This is a genomic window from Salegentibacter tibetensis, from assembly GCF_020164485.1.
GTDB classification, from domain to species: domain Bacteria; phylum Bacteroidota; class Bacteroidia; order Flavobacteriales; family Flavobacteriaceae; genus Salegentibacter; species Salegentibacter tibetensis.
Window position 1 is genome coordinate 1 of sequence record NZ_JAIQZA010000167.1, and the last position, 255, is coordinate 255.

Below are 255 nucleotides of genomic sequence, written 5' to 3' on the forward strand. Positions count from 1 at the left end.
GGGAGCTTGATGAATTGTGTGCGATCGCGAAAGAAAATAGTATAGCCATTTATCTTGGCATGATTGAAAGAGCTCATAATCGGGGAGGACATAGTCTATACTGCTCATTGGTATATATTGACAACCTGGGAAAAATTCAGTCTGTTCACCGAAAACTGCAACCTACTTATGAGGAGCGGTTAACCTGGGCTCCCGGAGATGGAAATGGACTGCAGGTACATCCTTTAAAAGACTTTAGCGTTGGTGGATTGAACT

At 43.1% G+C, this 255-nt stretch carries 1 protein-coding gene; it reads left to right on the forward strand.

Features of this window, described 5'->3' with window-relative positions:
* Nucleotides 1–255: nitrilase-related carbon-nitrogen hydrolase (locus LB467_RS18955; protein WP_317196388.1), on the forward strand; the 255-nt coding region annotated here is incomplete at both ends.